Genomic DNA, 16,527 nt, shown 5'->3' with positions numbered 1-16,527 from the left:
CTCGCGTTATTCGTGCCGTAGTGCGTCGATCGGGTTGAGCGCGGCCGCGCGGCGTGCGGGGAAATAGCCGAAGACGACACCGATGACCGCCGAGATCGCGAAGGCGACGAGGTTGATCTGCGGATCGAAGGTCCACGGCACGTCGAGCAGGGGGGTCAGCCCGGCGATCACGCCTTGCGCCAGCAGCAGCCCGATCAGCCCACCGAGGCATGACAGCGCCACCGCCTCGACCAGGAACTGCAACAGCACCTCGTGCGCGACCGCGCCGATCGCCAGTCGGATGCCGATCTCGCGCGTGCGCTCGGTCACGCTGACCAGCATGATGTTCATGATGCCGATCCCGCCGACGACCAGGCTGATCGCCGCGACGGCCGCGACAATTCGCGTCAGCGCCGTGGTGGTGCCGGTCAGCGTGTCGCTGATCTGCTTGGTGTCGAAGATGTTGAAATTGTCTTCGCGCCCGTCGGTGATGGTGCGGCGTTCGCGCAGCAGGTCGGTGATCGCGGATTGCACGCCCGCTGTCTGGTAGCGCTGGTCGACGCCTACCAGCATCAGGCGGATGTCGCGGTTGCCGGTGAAGCGGCGCTGCACCGCCTTGATCGGCATGATGACCACATCGTCCTGGTCACCGCCGAACCCGGCCTGCCCGCGCGTGCTGAGCACGCCGATGACGTCGCAGCTGACGTCGCCGAGCCGGAAGCGCAGGCCGACCGCCTCGCCGCCCCGAAACAGGTTCTGGCGCACGGTATTGCCGATGATGCACACCGCCTTGCCCGCCTGCTCCTCGGCAGGCGTCCACGAGCGCCCTGCGACCAGCGGCCATGGCTGGACCTGAAAATAGGCGGCGGTGGTGCCGTTGATCGTCGTCGACCAGTTCGCGCCCTCGTAGATCGCGGTGGCGCTCGCCTGCGCCTGCGGCGCGACCGCGGTGACGCCGGCGATCTGCGTCGCGATCGCGCTCACGTCCTCGGGCGTGAAGTCGGGAGGGCGCGGACCGCCCCCGCCGCGACCGAAGCCCTGGCCGGGGCGGATCTGGAGGATGTTGGTGCCCAGCGCGGCGATCTGCGACTGCACCGCGGCGGTGGTCGCCTTGCCGAGCGTCACCATCGTGACGACCGCGCCAACGCCAATGACGATGCCCAGAATGGTGAGGAACGAGCGCAGGAGGTGGCGCCGGATCGACCGCAGCGCGAGGAGGAGCGTGGTGCCGAACATCAGTGGCGCTCCGCTGCCAGCGGAAGCGCGCCCATTTTGCCGTTCGTGCTGAGCTTGTCGAAGCACGTGCCCCGGAACACGCCCTTCGACAGGTTCAGGGCGAACGGAGCGGAAGATGCAGTCGTGATATCGACCAGGCTCACGCCACCGCCTCCCCTTGCCGGTGGTGGGTCTCGATACGTTCGACCAGCCCGTCCTTGAAGTGCACGACGGTGCGCGCGAACGCCGCCATATCCGGCTCGTGGGTGACCATCAGCACCGTGATCCCGCTCTCGCGATTGAGGTCGGTGAGCAATTCCATGATCTCCACCGATCGTTCGGAGTCGAGGTTGCCGGTAGGCTCGTCGGCGAGCAGCACGTCGGGGCGCGTGACGATCGCGCGAGCGATCGCCACGCGCTGCTGCTGCCCCCCGGACAGTTCGGCAGGCGTATGATCCCACCAGCGGTCTAGCCCGACCTTCTCCAGCGCCGCCATCGCCGTCGCGCGGCGCGCGCGCTTGTCGTCGCCGCGGTAGAGGAGCGGCAGTTCGACATTCTCGAGCGCGCTGGTGCGGCTGAGCAGGTTGAACCCCTGGAAGACGAAGCCGAGGTAGCGGCGGCGCAGTAGCGCGCGCTGGTCGCGATCGAGCATCTCGACATGGTGGCCGCGGAACAGGAACGTGCCGCCGGACGGCACGTCGAGACAGCCGAGGATGTTCATCGTCGTCGACTTGCCCGACCCCGACGGCCCCATTACCGCGACGAAATCGCCGCCTGCGATATCGAGGTCTACGCCCTTCAGCGCCTGGAACTGCGTCGCGCCCTGGCCATAGACCTTGGTGACGTTGCGCAGCGAAATGAGCGCGTCACTGGCCACGCGATCCGCCCTTCGGCCGGCCGCCGCTGCTTGCCGTTTCGCCTCCGGCCAATTGCCCGGTAATGACCTGCTGGCCGGGCTGGAGCGCGCCGCCGGTCACTTCGGTCAGCGTGCCGTTGGTATCGCCGGTGGTCACCTGCACCGGCTGCGGCGTGCCGTCCGCGCCCTTGATGTAGAGCGTCTGGGTCGCGCCGCGCCCGACCGTCGCGCTGCGTTCGGTGCGCCCGCGGCGCGGCGGTCCCGCGAGGATCGTGCCGGCGATCCCGCCGCGCGTGTCGCCGCCCGCCGCCGGCTTGAACCGGAAGGCGGCATTGGGAACGAGCAGCACGTTCTGCTTGTCGGCGGTCACGATATCGGCGGTGGCTGTCATGCCCGGGCGCAACTGGAGCGTCGGGTTGGCGACGGTCAGGTCGGCGGCATAGGATACGACCTGCCCGGTTGTGCTGGTCGTACTGGTGCTCCCCGACGACGCGCTGGTCGCGTTGCTGACCGTCAGGTTGGAGCCGAGGTCGACGCGCGTGATCGTCGCGGGGAAGGTCTTGCCGGGGAATGCGTCGACCGTGAAGGTCGCCTTCTGTCCCACCTGAACCTCGCCCACATCGGCCTCGTCGATCGCGACCTCCAGCTTCATGCGCGTCAGGTCCTCGGCGATCACGAACAGCGTCGGCGTGTTGAACGATGCCGCGACGGTCTGTCCGGGATCGACCTGCCGCGCGAGCACCACGCCGTTGACGGGCGAGCGGATGATCGCGCGCGCGCGCTGCGTCTGCTGCTGCGACAATTGCGCGCGTGCGGCGGTAACGTTCGCCTGCGCGACGCCGAGCGCCGCCCTGGCGCGCTGCGCGTCGGCCTGCCCGGTCTGAAGCTCGGTCTTCGACGGTACGCGGCCGTTCGACAAACGGTAGACTTCGTTGAGGCGCGCAAGCTGCGCCTGCGCTTCGGCGAGCGTCGCGCGCGCCTGCGCCACCTGCGCCTCGTTGGCGGCGAGCGTCGCCTTGGCGGCGTTGATCTGGTCGTCGATCTGTTCGGGGTCGATCAGCGCCAGTGGCTGCCCGGCGGTGACGCGGTCGTTGACGTCGACGACCACCCTGGTCACCAGTCCCGACAACTGCGAGCCGACCGTCACCTGGTTGGTCGGCGCCAGCTTGCCGGTCGCGGAAACCGACACGGTGAGCCGCCCGCGCGTGACCGCGGAGGTCGCATAGCTGACCTTGTCGGGATCACCGAACACGCAGCGCGACAGCAACAGCGCGACCAGCACCACCGCGCCCAGCACCAGCACCCACTTGCCCCAGCGCCGCCACGCCGGCTGCGGCTTTACGCCGAGGAAATCGTCGAGGTGGGTATCGGCCATTAGGGATTTACCTCGGGGAGCGGGCTGGGGGTGGGAGCGGGCTGGACGAGCGTCGGGGCGGCGGCGGCGCGCGGCGGGGCGGTCGGCACGGTCGTGCTGTCCCAGCCGCCGCCGAGCGCCGCGAAGAGCTGCACTAGCGCGGTCGCTTCGTCGGCGCGCGCCTGCGCCGCACTGTTGCGGGAGGTGAGCAGCGCGGCCTCCTGCTGGCTGAGCGTCGTGAAGTCGGACAGGCCGGTGCGATACTGCTCGCGCGACAGCAGCGCGGCGTTGCCGGCCGCCTCGTAGGCGATCGTCAGTTCGCGCTCGCGCCGCTGCGCGGTGTCGAGCGCGACGACGGCATTCTCGACATCCTCGAGCGCGGTCAGCACCGTGCCCTTGTAGGCGGCGAGTGCGGCGTCGGCGGCGGCTTCCTGCCCGCGCACCTGGCTGCGCAGCCGTCCACCGTTGAAGATCGCCTGCGTCAGCCCCGCGAACAAGCCGCCGGTGACGGTGTCGAGCAGCGAGCCGACCGCATTGGCGCGCGCGTCGATGTTCCCGCTGAACGTGAAATTGGGATAGAGTGCGGCCTGTGCGACGCCGATCTGCGCGGTTGCCGCGGCCAGCGCGCGTTCGGCGGCACGGACGTCGGGTCGCTGGCGCAGCACGTCGGCGGGGATGCCGATGCCGGGCGGGGGCGCGCCGGTCGGGATCGGGCGCGGCGGGGCGAGCAGCGGCTTAAGCGCTCCGGGCGCCTGCGCGGTCAGCACGCCGATCCGCGACACCGCGGCGTTGTATTGCTGCTCCAGCGTCGGGATCGTCGCGGCGGTCTGCGCGCGCTGCTGCCGCGCCTGTTCCTGGTCGAGCGACGACACTAACCCGGCTTGCAGGCGGAAGCCGGCGATCTCGAGATTGTCCTCCTGGAGCGCCAGACTCGCGCGCGCATTGGCGAGTTGCGCCTGGTAGAGCCGCGCGAGCACATAGTTGCGCGCGACCTCCTGCTGCACGGTCAGCAGCGCGGCGGCATAGTCGAAGCCCGACGCCTCATATTGCGCGCGGCTCGCCTCGATGGTGCGGCGCACCTCCCCGAACAGGCCGAGCTGGTAGGAGGCGCTGCCGCCGATCGAGAAGTTGTTGGCGCCGCCGCCGCCGCCGATGTTCTGGACGGTGCCGTCGGGAAGCGTGATCGTCTGCCCGCCGCCGCGCAGCGTCTCGGAGCGGCTGTAGCCGGTACTGGCGGTGACTGAAGGGAGCAGGTCGGCGCGGCTCTGCACCAGGGCCTCGCGCGCCTGCCGCAGCCGTGCGATCGCCTGCGCGACATCGGTGTTGGCGGCCGATGCCTGCTCGACCAATTGCCCGAGCACCGGATCGTCGAAGCGCCGCCACCATTGCGTCAGGTCGGTGGCGGTTGGCGCGCCGGGCACCGAATAGCCGGCGGGCACCGCCAGCGCCGCGGGGGCCGGCGGGCGATAATCGGGGCCGACGGTGCAACCCGCGATCGCGAGCGCGAGCGTCGCGCTGGAAAGGACGCGCCTCATAGGCCGCTTGCATGAAACAGGCGGGCAGCGCGCGTCCAGCGCTAATATGTCGCGATCTGTCGCGAGTGGGTTACTCGAGTTCGAGGATGACCTGATCGACCGCGAGGCTGTCGCCGGCCTTCGCCTGCACCGACGCGACGGTGCCGGCCTTTTCGGCGCGCAGGATGTTCTCCATCTTCATCGCCTCGACCATCGCCAGCGCCTGCCCTGCCTCGACGCGGTCGCCCGCTGCGACGTCGAGCCGCACGAGCAGCCCGGGCATCGGCGCGATCAGGAACTTCGACAAGTCGGGCGGCACCTTCTCGATCAGATGCGCGGCCAGCGGCGCGACGTGCGCGGGCAGGACGCGGACCTTGTGCGAGGCACCGCGCGCCGCGAGCGTGAAGCCGTCGCGGCCCTTGGCGACCGCGACGGCGAGCGGATCGTCGCCGGCGACATATGCGGTGCGTGCGCCGGGCGGGTAGGTGATCGCGCCAGCCAGTTCCATGCCGTCGACGGTGATGGCTCCATCGCGGATCGTCACGGCATGATCGTGCCCATCGACGCGCGCGACCCAGTCGGCGGGGGCAGAGAGCGTGTGGCCGAGCTGTCCGTCCACCTGCCGCGCGCGGGCGACCTGCGTGTGCGCGGCGACCGCCGCGATCGCGGCCAACTTTGCCAGCAGATCGGGCGTGGCGGGCGCGCCGTGGAACCCGTCCGGATATTCCTCGGCGATGAAGCCGGTGGTGATATGGCCCGAGCGGAAGCGCGGGTGCTGCATCAGCGCGGAGAGGAAGTGCAGGTTGGTGCCCGGACCCTCGATCGTGAAGCGGTCGAGTGCGGCGACCTGCGCATCGATCGCGGCTTCGCGTGTCGGCGCCCAGGTGACCAGCTTGGCGATCATGGGGTCGTAGAACATGCTGACCTCGCCGCCCTCGGCGACGCCGTCGTCGACACGGATGCGGATCTGCCCTTCTCCAGCGCCGTCATTCCCGCGAAGGCGAGCATCCAGATCCGCCGGCGTTTCGGCTCCATCCACGACATGGGTTATGGATACCCGCCCTTGCAGGGGTGACGAGTCGGTGGTTTCCGGTGGCGCGTACCGCACCAGCCGCCCGATGCTCGGCAGGAAGCCGCGATACGGATCCTCGGCATAGACGCGGTTCTCGACCGACCAGCCGTCCAGCCGCACGTCGTCCTGCCCGAACGACAGCGCCTCGCCCGCCGCGATGCGAATCATCTGCTCGACCAGATCGAGCCCGGTGATCTCCTCGGTCACCGGATGCTCGACCTGCAGTCGCGTGTTCATCTCCAGAAAATAGAAGCTCTCGCCGGTCGGGTCCGCGCCCGACACGATCAATTCGACCGTGCCCGCGCTGTAGTAGCCGACCGCGCGGGCGAGCGCGACCGCCTGCTCGCCCATCGCGCGGCGCATCTGCGGGGTCACGAACGGCGACGGCGCTTCCTCGACCACCTTCTGGTGGCGACGCTGGATCGAGCATTCGCGCTCGTTGAGATAAACGATGTTGCCGTGCTGGTCGCCGAGCAGCTGTATCTCGATATGACGCGGGCTCTCGATGAATTTTTCGATGAACACGCGATCGTCGCCGAACGACGCCAGCCCCTCGCGCCTGGTCGCCTCGAAGCCGTCGCGCACGTCCTGTTCGGACCAGGCGAGGCGCATCCCCTTGCCGCCGCCGCCGGCGCTGGCCTTCATCATGACGGGGAAGCCGATGTCGGCGGCGATCCGCACCGCCTCGTCGGTGTCGGCGATTTCGCCCAGATAGCCGGGGACGACATTGACCCCCGCCGCCTTGGCGAGCTTCTTCGATTCGATCTTGTCGCCCATCGCCGCGATCGCGTTCGGCGGCGGGCCGACGAAGGCGATTCCGGCCTCCGCGCATGCGCGCGCGAAACTCTCACGTTCGGAGAGGAAGCCGTAGCCGGGGTGGATACAGTCCGCGCCGGTTTCCTTCGCGGCGAGCAGGATCAACTCCGCCTTCAGATAGCTCTCTGCCGCCGGCGCCGGCCCGAGCCGCACCGCCTCGTCCGCCATCAGGACGTGCGGGCTGCGCGCGTCGGCGTCCGAATAGACCGCGACGGTAGCGATCCCCATCTTCTTGGCGGTGCGAAACACCCGGCACGCGATCTCGCCGCGGTTGGCGACCAGGATCTTTTTGAACAACGGCCTCTCCTGTTCTCGTTCGTCGTCGCCCCTGCGCCCGCAGGGGCCTATGTCTGTGCCGTCATTCGGTACCGGCTGACACAGGGACGTTGCTGCTGTGCCAAACCTCGCGCCTCACCCGGGCAGACATGGGCCCCTGCCTGCGCCGGGGCGACGGCAGTTCACTCCGCCGCCTCGCACACCCGCATCGGCTCGGGCGCTTCCATCGGGCGTACGCCGAGCTTGGCGAACAACACCGCATCGGCGCTGTCGCCGCGATTGCCGGCGGTCAGCAATTTGTCGCCGGTGAAGATCGAGTTCGCGCCCGCCATGAAACACAAGGCCTGCGTCGCCTCCGACATGCTCTCGCGGCCGGCCGACAGGCGCACCATGCTCATCGGCATCGTGATTCGCGCGACCGCGACGGTGCGGACGAACTCGATGTCGTCGATCTTCGCGAGCGGCGTGTCGGCGAGCATGTCGCCCAGCACCGTGCCCTTGACCGGCACCAGCGCATTGACCGGGACGCTCTCCGGATGGCGCGGCAGCGTGGCCAGCGCATGGACGAAGCCGACGCGGTCGGCGCGCGTCTCCCCCATGCCGACAATCCCGCCGCAGCACACGTTGATCCCCGCCGAGCGTACGTTCTCGAGCGTATCGAGACGCTCGCCGAAGGTGCGCGTGGTGATGACGTCGCCGTACCGCTCGGGCGAGGTGTCGATATTGTGATTGTAGTAATCGAGCCCGGCTTCGCCGAGCCGCTGCGCCTGCTGCGGCGTCAGCATCCCCAGCGTCATGCAGGTTTCCATTCCCATCCCGCGCACGCCCTCGATCATCTGGACGATCGCGTCCATGTCGCGGTCCTTGGGGTTGCGCCATGCCGCGCCCATGCAGAAGCGCTGCGACCCTGCGTCCTTGGCCTCGGCGGCGCGTTGCAGCACGGCCTGCACGTCCATCAGCTTGCTTGCCTTGACGCCGCTGTCCGCCGCCACGGATTGCGAGCAATAGCCGCAATCCTCCGGACAGCCGCCGGTCTTGATCGACAGGAGCGTGCAGAGCTGCACCTCCGACGGGGCATGGTGCGCGCGGTGGACGGTCTGCGCCCGATACATCAGTTCATCGAACGACAGGTCGAACAGCGCCGCGATCTCCTCGCGCGTCCAGTCGTTGCGGGTCGTCTCGGTCAGCGTTGCCACATCAGGTCCTTCAATTGCGTGGTGCGCTCCTTGGTCAGCCGCGCCATGCACTGCAAGCGCGCCATCGGCTGGAGCGAGCCGCCGGCGAACTCGCCGCCTTCGATCGTGCACTGTTTGTCGCGGAACGCGAGCCAGGCGCGCTGGCTGGCGAGCGTGGCGGCGGCATAGCCGAAGCCGTCTCCGGCGGTGACGTCGCGGCGCTTCATCGCGGCGTAGGTGCGCTGCCATTGCGCGTTCATCGCCGTGTCGGCGGTCCTGTAGCTGGCGGCGGCCTGCGCGTTCATATCGGCTTGCGTCTGGGCGGCGGCGGGGATGGACGACGCCAGCCCAACCATCATTCCCAACATTATCGTCGCCCCGGCAGCGGCCGGGGCCCAGTAGGGAGACCGTTCGGCATCTCGCGCGCCGCCCGCAACTGGACCCCGGCCTTCGCCGGGGTGACGGGGAAAGAGACGGTGACGCCAGGAGGTAAGGTGAAGGCCGGACGACCTAATCACGCCGCCTCTCCCTGCGGGGGCATGTTGTGGCCGAGCAGCCGCAACACCTCCTCCGCCGCCGTGATGAGGTTCGTGCCCGGGCCGAAGATCGCCTGCACGCCGGCGTCGAACAGCGCCTGATAATCCTGCGCGGGGATCACCCCGCCCGCGATCACCTTGATGTCGGCACGGCCGGCGTCGCGGAGGTGACCGATCAGCTCGGGGATCAGCGTCTTGTGGCCCGCCGCCAGACTGGAGGCACCGACCACATCCACTTGCCGGTCCAGCGCGAGCCTGGCGGCTTCCTCGGGAGTCTGGAACAGCGGTCCGGCGACGATCTCGAAGCCGAGGTCGCCGAACATGCTGCTGACCAGATTGGCACCGCGGTCATGGCCGTCCTGTCCCATCTTCGCGACCAGCATCCGCGGTTTGCGCCCCAGCCGCCGCTCGGTGGCCGCCACGCCGTCCTCCAGCCGCGTCCAGCGCGCATCGTCGGTATAGGCGCCGCCGTAGATGCCCTTTACCGGCGTCGGTTGCGTACCGTACCGGCCGAACACATCCTCCATCGCCGACGAAATCTCGCCCAGCGTCGCCCGCGCGCGCGCGCAGTCGACCGCCAGCGCCAACAGGTTGCCACCACCCCGCGCACCCTCGCGCAACGCGTCGAGCGCCGAGCGGCAGGCGTCGGCGTCGCGCTCCGCCTTCACCTCGTCGATGCGTCGAATCTGCGCCTCGCGTACCGCATGATTGTCGACGTCGAGGATCTCGATCGGGTCCTCGTTGTCCTTTCGATATTTGTTGACCCCGACGATCACGTCCTCGCCGCGATCGACGCGCGCGGCACGCGCGGCAGACGCTTCCTCGATCATCGCCTTGGGCCAGCCCGCCGCGACCGCCTTCGCCATCCCGCCCTCGCGCTCGACGCGTTCGATGATCGCCCAGGCGTCGTCGACCAGCCGCTTCGTCAGCGCCTCGACATAGTAACTGCCGCCGAGCGGATCGACGACGTTCGTCATGCCGGTTTCTTCCTGGATCACCAGCTGCGTGTTGCGCGCGATCCGGGCGGAGAAGTCGGTCGGCAGCGCGATCGCCTCGTCCAGCGCGTTGGTGTGCAGCGACTGCGTGCCGCCCAGCATCGCCGCCATCGCCTCGATCGTGGTGCGCATGACGTTGTTGTACGGGTCCTGCTCGGTCAGCGACACGCCGCTGGTCTGGCAGTGCGTCCGCAGCATCTTGCTGCGTTCGTCCTTCGCGCCGAGCTGCGTCATGACGCGGTGCCACAGCACGCGTGCCGCCCGCAGCTTGGCGATCTCCATGAAGAAGTTCATGCCGATCGCGAAGAAGAAGCTCAGGCGCCCCGCAAACTTGTCGATATCGAGACCGCTGGCCACCCCGTATTTGACGTATTCCATGCCGTCGGCGATGGTGAAGGCCAGTTCCTGCACCTGCGTCGCGCCGGCCTCCTGCATGTGATAGCCGGAGATCGAGATGGAATTGAACTTGGGCATTTCCGCCGAGGTATAGGCGAAGATGTCGGAGATGATCCGCATCGACGGCTCGGGCGGGTAGATATAGGTGTTGCGGACCATGAACTCCTTGAGGATGTCGTTCTGAATGGTCCCGTCGAGCAACTTGCGCTCGACCCCCTGCTCCTCGCCCGCGACGATGAAAAAGGCGAGGATCGGAATCACCGCGCCGTTCATCGTCATGCTGACGCTCATCTGATCGAGCGGGATGCCGTCGAACAGGATCTTCATGTCCTCGACGCTGTCGATCGCCACGCCGGCCTTGCCGACATCGCCGGTCACGCGCGGATGATCGCTGTCGTAGCCGCGGTGCGTCGCCAGATCGAACGCGACCGACAGCCCCTTCTGTCCCGCCTTGAGGTTGCGGTGGTAGAAAGCGTTCGATTCCTCGGCGGTCGAGAAGCCGGCATATTGGCGGATTGTCCACGGGCGCCCGGCATACATCGAGGCGCGCACCCCGCGCGCGAACGGCGCGAAACCGGGAAGGCCGGGGTCCCAACCCTCGACATCCTCGGGCGTGTAGAGCGGCTTGACGGCGATCCCCTCCGGCGTGTGCCACGTCAGGTCGCGGCCCTTCACCTCCTTCGCAGCCGCGGCGGCCCAACTTTCGGTGCCGGTCGGCGCGGGCGTGCCGATCGCCGCCGCCGCGCCGCTGTCCTCGCCGAGGTTGCGCTCTTCGGCCATCCTCAGCGGCCTTCGAACACCGGCTTGCGCTTTTCGCCGAACGCCTGCACCGCCTCCGCGAAGTCGCGCGTGTAGCCGGCGCGGGTCTGGTTGGCGCGCTCGACCGCCAGCGACTGCTCGAGATCCATCGAGAGCGCGGCGGCGACCTGCTTGCGGATCATCCCGATCGCCACCGATGGACCGGCCGCAAGCTTCGCGGCGAGCTTCTGCGTCTGGCCAAGTACCTGCGCATCGTCGACAACGCGGGTGACCAACCCGGCCGCCAGCGCCTCGTCGGCGGACACGCGCTCGCCGAGCAGCGCCATCTCCAGCGCCTTGGTGCGCCCCGCGGCCTTCGCGACCAGCCAGGTCGCGCCGGCATCGGGGACCAGGCCGATGTTGACGAAGGCGAGCAGCACATAGGCCGAGCGCGCCATCACGCTGATGTCGCCGAGCAGCGCCAGCCCCAGCCCCGCACCGACCGCCGGGCCGTTGATCGCGGTGAGGAACGGCACGTCGAGCGCAGCGACCTTGCGGACGAACGGGTTGTAGCTGGTGTCGAGCGACTCGCCGAGGTCGCGCGGCATCGGCGCTGCCCCGGAGTCCTTGGCGTCACCCACCAGATCGGCGCCCGAGCAGAAGGCGCCGCCGGTGCCGGTCAGCACGATCGCGCGCGCGCCCTGTTCGAGCGCGGCGTCGATCGCGGCGGTCAGCTCGGCGAAGACCCGCGGGGTCAGCGCGTTCATCCGCGTCGGTCGGTTGATCGCCAGCGTCGCGACGCGGTCGACAAGGTCGAAGGTGATCGTCTCGTACGTCAATGCGCGCCCTCCTGCGGCGTTTCCATCAGCTCGACCAGCACCCCGCCCATGTCGCGCGGGTGAACGAAAACGATCGGGGTCCCATGCGCGCCGATGCGCGGTTCGCCGAGAATCGTCGCGCCCTTGTCCTTGAGGTCGGCCACCGCAGCGTGGATGTCGGACACCTCGAAACAGACGTGATGCTGCCCACCGGCCGGGTTCTTCTTCAGAAAGCCGGCGATAGGCGAGGTGTCGTCGTACGGCTCAATCAGCTCGATCTGCGTGTTGGGCACATCGATGAAGCACACCTTCACGCCCTGCGCAGGCAGGTCGAACGGTTCGCCGACCGCACCGGCGCCGAGCAGGGTACGGTAGGTCTCGATCGACCGCGCCATCGAGGGCGTCGCGATGCCGACGTGGTTGAGGCGCCCCAACGTCACGACGCTCCTCCCGTCATCGCGAGCGACGCGAAGCATCGGCGGAGGACGTTACAGCGGGATATTGTCATGCTTCTTCCACGGGTTCTCCAGCGCTTTGTGGCGAAGCTTGCGCAAGCCCAGCGCGATGCGGCGGCGGGTGGAGTGGGGCTGGATCACCTCGTCGATGAAGCCCTTGCTCGCCGCGATGAAGGGGTTGGCGAAGCGGGCCTCGTATTCGGCGGTGCGTTCGGCGATTTCCTCGGGCGTGCGGCCGCGAAAGATGATTTCGACCGCGCCCTTCGCGCCCATGACGGCGATCTCGGCGGTCGGCCACGCGTAGTTCAGGTCGCCGCGCAAGTGCTTGGACGCCATGACGTCATAGGCCCCGCCGTAAGCCTTGCGAGTGATGACGGTGATCTTGGGCACGGTCGCCTCGGCATAGGCGAACAGCAGCTTCGCGCCGTGCTTGATGATGCCGTTGTGCTCCTGCGCGGTGCCCGGAAGGAAGCCCGGAACGTCGACGAAGGTGACGATCGGTATCTCAAAGGCATCGCAGAATCGCACGAAGCGTGCCGCTTTCCGACTCGAATTGATGTCCAGAACGCCGGCCAGGACCATCGGCTGGTTCGCCACGAAGCCGACCGTGCGCCCCTCGATCCGCCCGAAGCCGCAGATGATGTTCGCACCGTGCGCGGGCTGGATCTCGAAGAAGTCGCCCTCGTCGACGACCTTCGCGAGCAACTCGTGCATGTCATACGGCTGGTTGGCGTTGGCGGGGATCAGCGTGTCGAGGCTGGGCTCGCTGCGGTCCCACGGGTCGTCGGTGGGACGCTCCGGCACGCCTTCCCGGTTCGACGACGGCAGGAAGTCGATGAAGTCGCGCGCGGCGAGCAGCGCCTCGATGTCGTTGTCGAACGCGACGTCGGCGACGCTGGTCTTCGTGGTATGCGTCACCGCGCCGCCGAGCGCCTCCTGCGTCACGACCTCGTTGGTCACCGTCTTGACCACGTCGGGTCCGGTGACGAACATGTAGCTGGAATCCTTCACCATGAAGATGAAGTCGGTCATTGCCGGCGAATAGACCGCCCCGCCCGCGCACGGCCCCATGATGAGGCTGAGCTGCGGCACGACGCCGGAGGCCAGCACGTTGCGCTGGAACACCTCCGCATAGCCGCCGAGCGACGCGACCCCTTCCTGGATGCGCGCGCCGCCCGAATCGTTGAGCCCGACGACGGGCGCGCCGACCTTCAGCGCCATGTCCATGATCTTGCAGATCTTCTGCGCATGGCGTTCGGAAAGCGACCCGCCGAAGACGGTGAAGTCCTGGCTGAAGACGAAGACGAGCCGGCCGTTGATCGTCCCCGATCCGGTGACGACGCCGTCGCCGGGCACGACCTGCCCGTCCATGCCGAAGTCGGTGCAATTGTGCTCGACGAACATGTCGAGCTCCTCGAAGCTGCCTTCGTCGAGCAGCACGTCGAGCCGTTCGCGGGCGGTCAGCTTGCCTTTGGCGTGCTGCGCGTCGATCCGCTTCTGCCCGCCGCCGGCGCGGGCGGCGGCACGGCGGCTTTCCAGTTCGGCGATCGTCGATGACATGCTTCTCTCCCGGGCGCGGGTGGCGTTGTGCCCGCCGGGACGCGGCGGGGCAAATGTGAAGTTGCGAACTTGCGAAGGAAAGGGTTGCGAACGATAGCCGCTCCCGCGAAGGCGGGGGCCGGTGGCCGTGTCGGCGCGCCATCCGGCGGACACATGAAGGAAGTCGATCGTGTCAGACACCTACACCCGCTCGACCGGTATGGACGTCTGCCCACGTCCGTGCGGGCGCGCGTGAAATCCCGCCTGTACGCCGGGGCGCAACTGCGGGCGCTACGCATCGCGGCGCAGCTCAACCAGCGAGCCATGGCGGCGCGGCTGGGGCTGTCGGTCAGCTATCTCTCGCAACTCGAAAGTGACGAACGACCGCTGACCGGAGCGGTTACTGCCGCGCTGGCGCGGCATTTCCCGGCGGCGCTGGCCGAAATCGAGGGTGCCTTGCCCGCGCGCCGCCTCGTCGCGCTCGGCGAGGCGTTCGCCGATCCGGCAGTGGCACCGCTGCCGCCCGAGGAGGTCGCGCGGCTGGCCGAGGAACGCCCGGCGCTCGCCGACCGGCTGATCGCGCTGCACCAGGCCAAGCGTGCCGCGGAGGAGCGCGTGGCTTTGGCCGAGGAAGCGCTGACCGCCGGGGTCGGCGCGCGGCTGCCGTGGGAGGCGGTGCGAGACTGGTTCCACGACGCGGGCAATTACCTCGACCCGCTCGACCGCGCGGCCGAGGATTGGGCCGGCACGCCCGACGACGTACCGGCCGCGAGCGACGCGCGACTGGCCGAGGCCCTCGCGGAGCGGGGCGTGACGATCGTCGCCGAAACGCGCGAGGATGCGCCGCTCGCACGCTTCGACGGGCGCGCGCTGCGGCTCAACGCAGCGCTGCCGCCCGAGAGCCGCCGCTTCCTGATCGCCAACCGCGCCGCCGCGCTCGCCTTTGCCGATCCGATCGCGGCGATCGTCGCGGACTCGGGGTTGGCGCATCCCGAGGCACGGCGGCTGCTGGCGATCGGGCTGGCCAATTATGCGGCAGGCGCGATGCTGATGCCGTACGGGGCGTTCCGCGACACCGCGCGCGCGGTGCGTCACGACATCGACCGGCTGTCGCGCCGCTTCGGCACCAGCTTCGAACAGGCGTGCCACCGGCTGTCGACGCTGCAACGCCCCGGCGCAGCGGGCATCCCCTTCTACTTCTGCCGCGTCGACATGGCCGGCAACATCACCAAGCGCCATTCCGCCACCCGTCTCCAGTTCGCGCGCTTCGGCGGGGCGTGTCCGCTGTGGCATGTGCACGAGGCCGTCGCGATCCCCGACCGCATCCTCGTCCAGCATGCCGAGACACCCGACGGCGTTCGCTACGTCTCGATGGCAAAGGGTCTGGTGAAGCCGTCGGGGCGGTTCGCGCGCGCCCCGCGTCGCTATGCGGTGGCGCTGGGCTGCGAGGCGATCCATGCCGCCGAGTTCGTCTATGCCGATGCGGTCGACCTGCGGACCGCGACCCCGATCGGCATCAGCTGCCGGCTGTGCCCACGCAACGATTGCGACCAGCGCGCTTTTCCGCCGACCGACCGCGCGATCGCGGTCGAGGCGGAGGTGCGCGGTGTCGTACCGTACCGCGTCATGTAGAAATGCAGCGATATGCCTTAACTTGATCGAAAGCAATCTTGCCTACGATCCGGATCGTGATTTCTCCTATGTGAAGGCCGCGGTGATGAAGAATCTTGCGATCGGTCGCAAGCTGTTGCTGGCGTTCGCGATTGTCTCGCTAGGGTTGCTGGCGATGGCAGGCATGTCGATGTGGACGCAGGCCGGACTGAACCGGGCGACCGAGGTGCTCGGCCACGAGCGGCGCGACAAGCTGATCGCGATCGCCCAGATCAACGCGGCGACCGCCGATTATCGTATCGCCGAAGCGTCCACGATCCTGTCGGTCGAAGCGGAGCACATCCAGCGGACCGAGCAGGACGCCGAGACGCGGCTGAAAACCGTCGCGACCGCCTCCGATTTCCTCGAGAAAAATTTGCGGGCACCGGCGGCGCGGGTCGCCTTTAACGATTTCCGCCGGGATTGGGCGCGCTATGTGGAGATGTCACGCCTCACGCGCCGGCTTGGCGCGGCGAACGACAACGATGCGGCGACGCTTCGCTTCCGCGAAAGCAAGGCCGCGTTCGACGCGGCGAACAGCGATGCCGTCCGGCTGAAGGACGTCCAGGTCGCCTTGATGAACAAGGAGATGACGGCGGCGACCGCCTCCTATCAGACCTCGCGCATGCTGACGATTGCGCTGGTCGTCGCGGTGCTCGCGCTCACCGCGTTCCTTCTGGTGGCGCTGATCCGCGGGATAGCCGCGCCGATCACGGCGATGACCGGGACGATGAGCCGACTGGCGGCAGGCGACCTCCAGGCCCGCGTCGAGGTCGACGAGCGTCGCGACGAAGTCGGCAGGCTGGCCAATGCGCTGGTGCAGTTCCGCGATCAGCTGGCCGCCGCCGAGCGCGCCAAGCAGGAGCAGACCGCGCTGATCGTCGACAGCGTCGGTCGCGGGCTTCACGCCCTGGCCGAGGGTGACCTGACCGCACGGATCGACGCCGAGCTGACCGGGCCGTTCGCGCAGTTGAAGACCGATTTCAACAGCGCGATGGCGGCGGTGTCCTCGGCGATGACGGCGGTATCAGTCAGCGCGACCGGCATTACCAACGGCGCCAGCGACATCCGCCAGGCCTCCGACGACCTGTCGCAGCGCACCGAGCAGCAGGCGGCGTCGCTCGAGGAAACCGCCGCCGCGAT

General features: G+C 68.6%; 14 protein-coding genes. 2 read left to right on the top strand and 12 right to left on the bottom strand.

What is annotated here, in order from left to right:
• Positions 1-6 precede the first annotated feature (6 nt).
• The 12 genes from J2Y58_RS15580 to J2Y58_RS15525 all read right to left on the bottom strand — a co-directional run bounded on the left by J2Y58_RS15580 (position 7) and on the right by J2Y58_RS15525 (position 13,755).
• Positions 7-1,215: an ABC transporter permease gene (locus J2Y58_RS15580; protein WP_310104949.1), complete on the bottom strand. Its 1,209-nt coding sequence runs from the start codon at positions 1,213-1,215 to the stop codon at positions 7-9.
• Positions 1,215-1,358 (bottom strand): hypothetical protein, encoded by a 144-nt coding sequence (locus J2Y58_RS15575; RefSeq protein ID WP_310104946.1) that lies wholly within the window; start codon positions 1,356-1,358, stop codon positions 1,215-1,217. The genes J2Y58_RS15580 and J2Y58_RS15575 overlap by 1 nt, the downstream gene beginning before the upstream one ends.
• Positions 1,355-2,071, bottom strand: a complete 717-nt coding sequence (locus J2Y58_RS15570; RefSeq protein ID WP_310104943.1) for an ABC transporter ATP-binding protein — start codon at positions 2,069-2,071, stop codon at positions 1,355-1,357. The genes J2Y58_RS15575 and J2Y58_RS15570 overlap by 4 nt, the downstream gene beginning before the upstream one ends.
• A complete protein-coding gene (locus tag J2Y58_RS15565) occupies positions 2,061-3,425 on the bottom strand; it encodes an efflux RND transporter periplasmic adaptor subunit (protein WP_310104939.1) in 1,365 nt (454 codons plus the stop codon). The genes J2Y58_RS15570 and J2Y58_RS15565 overlap by 11 nt, the downstream gene beginning before the upstream one ends.
• Positions 3,425-4,939 (bottom strand): efflux transporter outer membrane subunit, encoded by a 1,515-nt coding sequence (locus J2Y58_RS15560; RefSeq protein ID WP_310104936.1) that lies wholly within the window; start codon positions 4,937-4,939, stop codon positions 3,425-3,427. Before J2Y58_RS15560 ends, J2Y58_RS15565 begins: the two co-directional genes overlap by 1 nt.
• A gap of 70 nt (positions 4,940-5,009) precedes the next feature.
• Complete coding sequence (locus tag J2Y58_RS15555; protein ID WP_310104933.1) at positions 5,010-7,103, bottom strand: acetyl/propionyl/methylcrotonyl-CoA carboxylase subunit alpha; 2,094 nt, start codon at positions 7,101-7,103, stop codon at positions 5,010-5,012.
• Between the two features lie 161 nt (positions 7,104-7,264).
• Positions 7,265-8,269 (bottom strand): biotin synthase BioB, encoded by a 1,005-nt coding sequence (bioB, locus tag J2Y58_RS15550; RefSeq protein WP_310105080.1) that lies wholly within the window; start codon positions 8,267-8,269, stop codon positions 7,265-7,267.
• Positions 8,266-8,625 carry a lysozyme inhibitor LprI family protein gene (locus tag J2Y58_RS15545; RefSeq protein WP_310104931.1) on the bottom strand — a complete coding sequence of 120 codons (360 nt, stop codon included), beginning with the start codon at positions 8,623-8,625 and terminating at the stop codon, positions 8,266-8,268. Before J2Y58_RS15545 ends, bioB begins: the two co-directional genes overlap by 4 nt.
• A gap of 146 nt (positions 8,626-8,771) precedes the next feature.
• A complete protein-coding gene (gene scpA / locus J2Y58_RS15540; RefSeq protein ID WP_310104929.1) occupies positions 8,772-10,964 on the bottom strand; it encodes a methylmalonyl-CoA mutase in 2,193 nt (730 codons plus the stop codon).
• Between the two features lie 2 nt (positions 10,965-10,966).
• Positions 10,967-11,761, bottom strand: coding sequence for an enoyl-CoA hydratase-related protein (locus tag J2Y58_RS15535; RefSeq protein WP_310104926.1), 795 nt, complete (start codon positions 11,759-11,761; stop codon positions 10,967-10,969).
• A complete protein-coding gene (gene mce / locus J2Y58_RS15530; protein ID WP_310104922.1) occupies positions 11,758-12,180 on the bottom strand; it encodes a methylmalonyl-CoA epimerase in 423 nt (140 codons plus the stop codon). The genes J2Y58_RS15535 and mce overlap by 4 nt, the downstream gene beginning before the upstream one ends.
• Positions 12,181-12,228: 48 nt before the next feature.
• The gene (locus J2Y58_RS15525; protein ID WP_310104919.1) at positions 12,229-13,755 is read right to left on the bottom strand and encodes an acyl-CoA carboxylase subunit beta; all 1,527 of its coding nucleotides are present in this window, start codon (positions 13,753-13,755) and stop codon (positions 12,229-12,231) included.
• Positions 13,756-13,986: 231 nt separating this feature from the next.
• Between J2Y58_RS15525 and J2Y58_RS15520 the strand changes: the two genes are divergently transcribed.
• Together J2Y58_RS15520 and J2Y58_RS15515 are read left to right on the top strand one after the other, a co-directional pair.
• The gene (locus J2Y58_RS15520; RefSeq protein WP_310104916.1) at positions 13,987-15,366 is read left to right on the top strand and encodes a short-chain fatty acyl-CoA regulator family protein; all 1,380 of its coding nucleotides are present in this window, start codon (positions 13,987-13,989) and stop codon (positions 15,364-15,366) included.
• Positions 15,367-15,451: 85 nt separating this feature from the next.
• On the top strand, positions 15,452-16,527 hold a 1,076-nt coding region (locus J2Y58_RS15515; RefSeq protein ID WP_310104913.1), incomplete at its 3' end, for a HAMP domain-containing protein.

The organism is Sphingomonas sp. BE138, from assembly GCF_031456125.1.
Classification (GTDB): Bacteria; Pseudomonadota; Alphaproteobacteria; order Sphingomonadales; family Sphingomonadaceae; genus Sphingomonas.
The sequence above is the reverse complement of the archived record's forward strand: the minus strand, read 5'-3'. Positions and strand labels throughout refer to the sequence as shown.